5 protein-coding genes and 1 rRNA gene are annotated in these 7838 nt (G+C 42.5%); 3 read left to right on the top strand and 3 right to left on the bottom strand.

Annotation, left to right across the window (positions count from 1 at the left end; all coding sequences use genetic code 11):
• Window positions 1-142 precede the first annotated feature (142 nt).
• Together ABHC48_RS09240 and ABHC48_RS09245 are read left to right on the top strand one after the other, a co-directional pair.
• Window positions 143-838 carry a response regulator transcription factor gene (locus ABHC48_RS09240; protein ID WP_148460991.1) on the top strand — a complete coding sequence of 232 codons (696 nt, stop codon included), beginning with the start codon at window positions 143-145 and terminating at the stop codon, window positions 836-838.
• A 90-nt stretch (window positions 839-928) separates the two neighbouring features.
• A complete protein-coding gene (locus tag ABHC48_RS09245) occupies window positions 929-3823 on the top strand; it encodes a HAMP domain-containing sensor histidine kinase (RefSeq protein ID WP_195699593.1) in 2895 nt (964 codons plus the stop codon).
• A 194-nt stretch (window positions 3824-4017) separates the two neighbouring features.
• Here ABHC48_RS09245 and ABHC48_RS09250 read toward each other — a convergent pair whose 3' ends face one another.
• Entirely contained in the window at window positions 4018-4452 is a 435-nt protein-coding gene (locus ABHC48_RS09250) for an Rrf2 family transcriptional regulator (RefSeq protein ID WP_173716837.1), read from the bottom strand.
• Window positions 4453-4996: 544 nt separating this feature from the next.
• Between ABHC48_RS09250 and ABHC48_RS09255 the strand changes: the two genes are divergently transcribed.
• Window positions 4997-5821 carry an RNA methyltransferase gene (locus ABHC48_RS09255; RefSeq protein ID WP_187565147.1) on the top strand — a complete coding sequence of 275 codons (825 nt, stop codon included), beginning with the start codon at window positions 4997-4999 and terminating at the stop codon, window positions 5819-5821.
• Between the two features lie 43 nt (window positions 5822-5864).
• On the opposite strand, the gene ABHC48_RS09260 is transcribed toward ABHC48_RS09255, so the two are convergent.
• Window positions 5865-7544 (bottom strand): AAA family ATPase, encoded by a 1680-nt coding sequence (locus ABHC48_RS09260; RefSeq protein ID WP_195699594.1) that lies wholly within the window; start codon window positions 7542-7544, stop codon window positions 5865-5867.
• 168 nt (window positions 7545-7712) lie between these two features.
• A 23S ribosomal RNA gene (locus tag ABHC48_RS09265) occupies window positions 7713-7838 on the bottom strand; the annotation flags it as partial.

Consider the following 7838-nt stretch of genomic DNA (forward strand, 5'->3'; position numbering starts at 1 on the left):
ATCGGACAAGTACGTTTTTACACAGTGCAGTGTATCCATAAGCTTACGTACAATATTTTCATAAGAATATCTTAAGATTTTACCCCTTTCATCTTAAATTTTGTCTGATACCTTATATATTACAGGGGAGGTGAAAAAGAAAATGGCAACAATTCTTGTATGTGATGATGATAAAGATATTGTAGAAGCCATCAGCATTTATCTGGAACAGGAAGGTCACCAAATTCTAAAGGCTTACGATGGACAACAGGCACTTTTGGTTTTACAGAAAAATGAGGTAGATCTGTTGATCATCGACGTAATGATGCCGAAGCTGGATGGCATCAGGGCAACTTTGAAAATCAGGGAGGAACATTCTCTTCCTATTATTATTCTTTCAGCAAAGTCCGAGGATGCAGATAAAATTCTTGGATTGAATGTTGGAGCTGACGATTACGTAACCAAGCCCTTTAGTCCTTTAGAGCTGATTGCCAGGGTTCGTTCCCAGCTTCGAAGATATACCCAGCTGGGTGCAGCGGTTTCCTGTGAAAGTCAGCATATTTATACAACCGGCGGGCTGACGGTGAATGACGATCAGAAAGAAGTTCAGGTGGATGGCGAAACCCTGAGGCTTACGCCAATTGAATATAATATTCTGCTTCTTCTCATAAAGAATCAGGGCCGGGTATTTTCCATCAATCAAATTTATGAAAATATCTGGAATGAAGAAGCAATTGCGGCAGATAACACAATTGCCGTGCATATCCGGCATATCCGGGAAAAGATTGAGATCAATCCCAAGGAGCCCAGGTATTTAAAAGTTGTCTGGGGACTTGGATATAAAATTGAAAAGCTTTGATTAAAAGTATTTGAAAGATTCGCTATTGAATATGCCAAATGGCGTTACCAATACGATAAGCAGCACATTATCAAGAAAGGGATTAATCATATGGAAAAGAAAAAATGGCACCGCAGCCCTGGTATCAAAGGGCTTTTGCTCCTATTTCAATATATTTTTCTGGGAGCTGTAATCTTCTCAGGTTTATTTTTAATTACCTCTTTGGCACATGGTCTGAGGCTTTCTGATTCCGGGAAAGATTATCTGGATTCCACGGCATTTGCCAATACCCTCTACGACGCAGCCTATGACGTGATGTACGGAATTTCTGGTACATTTCCCTATACTAACGTATCCTGGAAAGGCCTTGCCCAAAATGAAGCTTCCCAGTCATCTGACAAAAATGCCTCATCTGAGGCTCACGCTTCTTTAAATCAGACATCTGCATCCCAAGTAGTTGATCTTAATGAAATTGCCAACGATGAAGAAATCTCTTTTCAAAACACCTCCGGTCTGGCCTATTCAGTTTCAGACCTGGAAAAATGGGCGCAGGATTTTGATACCTCCAGTGGAAATCCCATTGTGATCTGCCACCAGGCTTCTTTCTCTGCCGACGAATCACTTTCCCGGCACTATTACTATGTTGATGATTTTTTGGAAAAAATTGACAGTGGAGAGCTGGATTTTTCTGTGGATATGGAGTATTACGGATTCAGTGACTCTGCAACTGAAATAGCATCCTACGATGAAAATCTCAAACAGCTTATCGAAGACATCAAAGACGACATGCAATATGGTGTAATGGATGATCTTTCCGGCATTAAGATCACATCCGGGGACGGCAAAGTGCTCTATGATTCCATCTCCCTCTATGATGGATATTATGAACCAACAGAGGCTTATCCGCCCCAAGGCGCAGACAGCATTCTGGATGTTCTAAATTCCAATGCCAAATGGAATGACCGCATAGATGAGGCTTTCGAATCTCTTTACAGCCTTCTTTCCAGAACTGACTTTTATATCCAGCAGGAGCAGATTCTGAAAAATTATTCCCAGGGTCACTCCAACATGAGTTACATTTACATTAACGAGGATGACGGACAGGTTATTTCCAATGACAGCGAGCTGGAAGCCCAGCTGGGCTATACCTTGGAACGCAGTGTAACACACGCTGATTCAGCCATAGAAAATCCTACAGCTGACAATATGGGAGGCACCATCGATTATTGCACAAAACTGACAGATCTTTTAAAATCTATAAATGATATTTCCTATGTTCTTATCCAATATCAACCAGATGGATTTACCAGCAACCTGGCAGGGCTCAGGAAATACAATACTTTCCCCGGAAACAATGTTACCTGCGACTCCTGGAAGGAGGTGGCAAACTCCCTGCTGCCAGCAGTGAACAGCAATTTCATCTTTGCAGCCTATGTGGATCAGACATTTCCTGTTTCCGATACCTTTTTTGCCGACAAAACATTTTTTGAAAACTATTCCAGCTATCAGAAGCCGGTATTTCTTTTCTTCCTGCTGTGCAGCTTTCTTTTCCTGGCTGCGTTTGTATGGCTAACAGCAATTGCCGGAAGAAAAAACAGTGACCAAAAGCTGCACCTTTGCTTTTTTGACCGCTGGCCAACCGAGCTTTCTGCAGGACTGATTCTGCTTGCATGGTTTCCTGTCCTGGTACGCTTTTTACAATGCCTGTCCTTTGCAGACTATCAGATTGGCAGACTGCGTGCCACATCGCTCCTTGATGTGAGTCTGTTGCTGAAGCTTATGATTCTGGGGCTTTACACTTTATTCTGGTTCCAGATTGGCTACCTTAGCCTGGTACGGCGGATCAAGGCAAAGCAGCTCTGGAAAAACAGCATCCTGCGCCGTCTTCTTGTCCTGACCTCCAGACTGATTCATTCAGCCAGTCACAAGCTTCACGCCCTTGCTGATCTCTACTCCAGAAACACTGCTGCCAGACTGAAAGCAACCTTCGCTTTTCTTTGCTTTCTTTTCATCAAATATATAATCTGCGGTCCCTTACTTGGCAGCATGCAGCTGTTCTTTTTCTTCAGCTGTCTGGCTGATCTTTTGATACTGCTATATGTTATTACAAAAGCCTGCAGCAGAGAACAGATCATAAAAGGACTGAGAGAAATTTCCAATGGAAACCTGCAATATAAAATTCCTCTGGAACGGCTTTGGGGCGATGATAAACATATTGCAGAATATATTAATAACATTGGAAGCGGTCTTGACGCAGCTGTAGAAAACAGTGTGAAAAATGAGCGAATGAAAACCGAGCTGATCACCAACGTTTCCCACGATCTGAAGACCCCGCTGACTTCCATTATCAGCTACATTGATCTTCTGAAACGTGAGAATTTTACAGATCCTAAGGTTCTGGAATATCTGGATATTCTGGAAGCCAAGGCAGCCCGGCTGAAAGTACTCACAGAGGATGTGGTAGAAGCCTCCAAGGCCAGCACCGGAAATCTGACACTGAACATGAATAATCTTGATTTCGTAGAAATGCTCCATCAGGTAATCGGAGAGTTCGAGGAGCGTTTCGAAGAACACCATCTTACCATGATGGTACATTTTCCAGATGAGCCTTCTGTAATCTATGCGGATGGCCAGCGGCTGTGGCGTGTATTGGAAAATATTTTCGGAAATGTAACAAAATATGCCATGGAAGACACCCGGGTTTACGCGGAAGTAATGAACGCCCACGGTCAGGTGGTTTTCACCCTGAAAAATATTTCCGCCCAGCCGTTAAATTTCGCTGCCGAGGAACTTACCGAGCGTTTCGTCCGCGGTGACGTAGCCCGTGGCACCGAGGGAAGCGGGCTTGGACTTAGCATTGCCAAAAGTCTTACTGAGCTCCAGGGCGGCAAATTCCAGCTTTACCTGGATGGGGATTTATTCAAAGTGACTATCACCTTCCAGGCGCAGAATTCCAAGTGCACTGACGCAGAAGTCCCTGCTCAGCCCAAACCGGAAGCGAGATGATTTTTATCATATGCAGCTATAAAAATAGCAGCAGGAGTAAGCGATTAGTTGTTACTGTTCACTCCGTTCACAGTAACACGCTTCGCGATGCACAGAAATCATGCTTTGCATGATTTCGCGCCGCAACTCTCGGGTTTTCTGTGAACTTTGTTCACAAAAACACCTCGCGGAATGTTACCAGTGCACAGTAACCTTTAGATCACATAATCATCTGCACTTGCAGCCTGCCAGTCCAGAAGATCTCCCAGTGTAATATTATCTACCACCTCATTGATGGCATCATCAATCTTCTTCCAGAGAATACGGGTAACACAAGCATCCCCTTTCTCACAGCCGGCTCCATCCGGTGCTACACAGTCTACCGGTGACAGGCAGCCCTCGGTAAGTCTGAGGATCATGCCCACGGTGTACTCCTCGGGTCTGCGTTGCAGTAAATAGCCGCCCTGTGGTCCTCTGACACTCTTCACATATCCGGCCTTGTTCAGCACGGAAATGATCTGCTCCAGATATTTCTCGGAAATTTCCTGTCTACGTGCTACATCTTTCAGCCGGATCGGCTCTCCATTGTCATTGGTAGCCAGATCAAGCATTAACTTTATTGCATATCTACCCTTAGTGGATATTCTCATCTTCATTCCTCCTGCTCTGTGATTCTGCAAATGCAAAATCACTCTACAGAAGATTATACCTTCTAATTCCTATTATTTCAATAGGAAATTACCTTTTTATTCGCAGATAATCCAGTATTCCGGAAATAGTTATCGTCTGCGCATGAGCCGCTGCGCGAACTGATAAGCTGGTTCGCAATGTGAACTTTTTCTCACTCTCTGATGTTCCCTCATAAATTACCGGAACTGCTGTGTCGTCATAAGGCTGTCAAGAGTTTCAACTGCCTGATCATTCTGGATGATTTTAAACGTGACATCCTTTTCCCCATCAATTGGCGAGTAATAACAGCAGTCCCTAAAATTCTAATTTTTCTCATATCGTTTCCTTTCCCGGGCTAGAGCGTGTTTGACAAAATATACCGCCAAGCGAGGCGTGTCGATTGCAGAAATATGCTGAAAAAAGAATCGCAATTTACCTGTCTTTCCCTTATAATAATGCTGATAATAAAATGCTTTATCAAACAAGTATCATTTAAAAAGCACTTGAAAAACAGGAGAAAACGAAATGAGTAACCGAATTGAGATAACAGATTTCACTGCCCCAGAGCTGGATGTTTACGCCAGAATCCCGGAGGTGCAGCTTCTACGATTCTATGAGCCCAAACCAGGACTTTTTATCGCAGAAAGCCCAAAGGTAATCCAACGCGCGGCCAATGCCGGATATCAGCCGGTTTCTTTTTTAGTTCAACACAAGGATCTGGAAAAAGAAGGAAAAGAATTGTTACAAAAGTTCCCGGGAATTCCGGTTTATACAGCAGATTATGAGGTACTTGTAAAGCTTACAGGCTTTGCACTTACCCGTGGAATGCTTTGTGCCATGACTCGCCGGGACCTTCCCTCTGTGGAAGATATCTGCAAAAATGCCCGCCGTATCGCCATTCTGGAAAATGTAGTGAACCCAACCAATATCGGAGCCATTTTTCGTTCAGCTGCCGCGCTTCATATGGATGCGGTTCTTCTCACCCCAGGCTGTTGTGATCCTCTTTACCGCAGAGCCACCCGGGTAAGTATGGGTACTGTTTTTCAGATTCCATGGACTTATTTTCATAAAAAAGTGTCCTGGCCGGAAGCTGGAATGGAGCAGCTTCGCTCTCTCGGATTTAAAACTGTAGCAATGGCTCTTCGGAACGATTCCATCAGCATTGACGCCCCAGCCCTTCAAGCCGAAGAAAAACTGGCGATTATCCTTGGAGCTGAAGGAGACGGACTGGTGGATGCAACCATCACCAGCTGCGATTACACCGTAAAAATCCCCATGTCCCATGAAGTGGATTCCCTGAATGTAGCTGCCGCAAGTGCTGTGGCTTTCTGGGAACTTGGAAAAAGGTGAGGGAATGCTTCCTCACCTTTTCCAGAGCGTGTTTAAACAGGTTCTAAGACTCCAGCATTTTCACCAGACATTCCTTTTTATAAAATGAGATTCCATAACAAAAGATATCTTTATACCTGTCCTTATAATCCTCTGCATACTTTCTCTCTTTCATCTGCGCCAGTGCTTTATCACAATCTTTATTTAACTGTTTCATGCTTTGCGAATATTTTACTTCGAAAATCGCTACCTTTCCATTGGCTTTATCAATAATCACAAGATCTGGTCTTCCCAATCCATGCTCTTTGTTCGATTCAATCTGTTCACCAGCTCCCATAAAAATGCCTGTGAGAAACGCATGATAGAAGTCTTCTTTATAATCATGATAACTGATGGTATTCCACAGCAATAGATTCATTTCTCTGGTTATAATTTCTGGTTTTTGATTCCAGAGAGCCTGAAAAATCGCTGTTCGATTCCATTTTTTCACACTGTCAGCAAACCATTTCATTACCGTAGTTTCAAAAATTTCTCTTATTTCCGCATTTGGTATCTTTAATGCTTTGGTATCCGGTGAAAATGCAGTTTTCCCTTCTGAAATCCGCGCTTCTGTCAGATAACCAGTCATGTAAAGAATACTCCAAAGATTACTTTCGGATGAATGCAAATAATCATAAGCCAGGTTCTCATCAATATCCTGAAGAATATATCCACCAGAAAGCAATGTTTCCATTTTGTCCGTAATGCTATTGCCTGCAAAATCGATGAAAGAGCGGATAATTGCGTTGTCACTGGTATTTTTCCAATAACTGACTGGCTGCGCTTTGGGATTTCTCTGAAGTTCCCGCAAATAATTCATAACATCCCACGGGCAGTACACATCAATTTCTCCCATATGATATCCATCGTACCATTCCTTCATCTGCTTTGCATACTGCACTGTCCCTGTATCTTCCAGGATTTTGTTGACCTCCTGCTGGGTAAATCCGAAATATTCATTGAATCCGGTATTTGCAATCGTATCTGTAACAAAGTTATTTGTCCCTGTAAAAATGCTCTCTTTTGCAATCTGCAGACAGCCTGTGATAACAGCAAATTTCAATGAAGTATTATCTTTTAATGCAGTACTCATCATACCTCTGATAATTTCCGGCATTTGCTGGTAATATCCTTTGCTGCTGGCTTTTGCTATAGGAACGTCATATTCATCTATAAGCAAAATCATCTGCTTATGGTAATAATTCTCGAGCAGACGCATAAGCAGACTAAGAGATCTGATAACCAAAATTTTGCTTCCCTCACCAGATTTCAGAAGTTTAAAGCGTTTACGATCTTCTTCATCAATTTCTTCGCTTTCCAGCAAAAAACTGTATTTCTGATACAAATCAGAGATGGTAAATACCAGCTGGTCATACGCACTTGCAAAATCAAGTCCATCTATATCTTTAAATGTCAAAAAAATAGTAGGCCACTTATTCAACCATTTTTCACAAAGCTCGTGATTTCTTGAAATTTCAAGCCCTTCAAATAATTTCTGACTCTCATTTCGAACATTAAAGAAATAGTAGAGCATGCTCATGCCCAATGTTTTCCCAAATCGTCTCGGTCTGGTAATCAATGTTACTTTCGCTGCACCATCGGTTAGGAGTTCAGATATGAAACCGCTTTTATCAATATAATAGTTATTATTCTCACGTATCTCTTTAAAATCAGAGATACCTACTGGAATATTAGGATTTCCCATATGCCCTTCCTTCCTAAACAGATATTTTTTATATAAACATGATAACACAGCAGTATAGTTTCAGCAAATAAAAAAACGATAACCAAATGGTTACCGTCTCATTTACTGTACCTTCAAAACTACATACATGTTACATCCTAATGGAATCACTTTTTAACCTTGCGATTGTTGGTCAAGCCCTCACCCTATTAGTAACAGTCAGCTCCATGTGTTACCACACTTCCACCCCTGCCCTATCTACCTCGTCGTCTTCAAGGGGGTTTACTTCTTTCGAATGGGACATCTCATCTTGAG

The organism is Ruminococcus sp. 1001136sp1 (assembly GCF_039841815.1).
In the GTDB taxonomy this organism is placed as follows: domain Bacteria; phylum Bacillota; class Clostridia; order Lachnospirales; family Lachnospiraceae; genus Blautia_A; species Blautia_A faecis.

Coding starts and splice junctions, on each gene's coding strand:
- ABHC48_RS09240 (WP_148460991.1), top strand. CDS start 143: ATGGCAACAATTCTTGTATGTGATGATGATAAAGATATTGTAGAAGCC.
- ABHC48_RS09245 (WP_195699593.1), top strand. CDS start 929: ATGGAAAAGAAAAAATGGCACCGCAGCCCTGGTATCAAAGGGCTTTTG.
- ABHC48_RS09250 (WP_173716837.1), bottom strand. CDS start 4,452: ATGAGAATATCCACTAAGGGTAGATATGCAATAAAGTTAATGCTTGAT.
- ABHC48_RS09255 (WP_187565147.1), top strand. CDS start 4,997: ATGAGTAACCGAATTGAGATAACAGATTTCACTGCCCCAGAGCTGGAT.
- ABHC48_RS09260 (WP_195699594.1), bottom strand. CDS start 7,544: ATGGGAAATCCTAATATTCCAGTAGGTATCTCTGATTTTAAAGAGATA.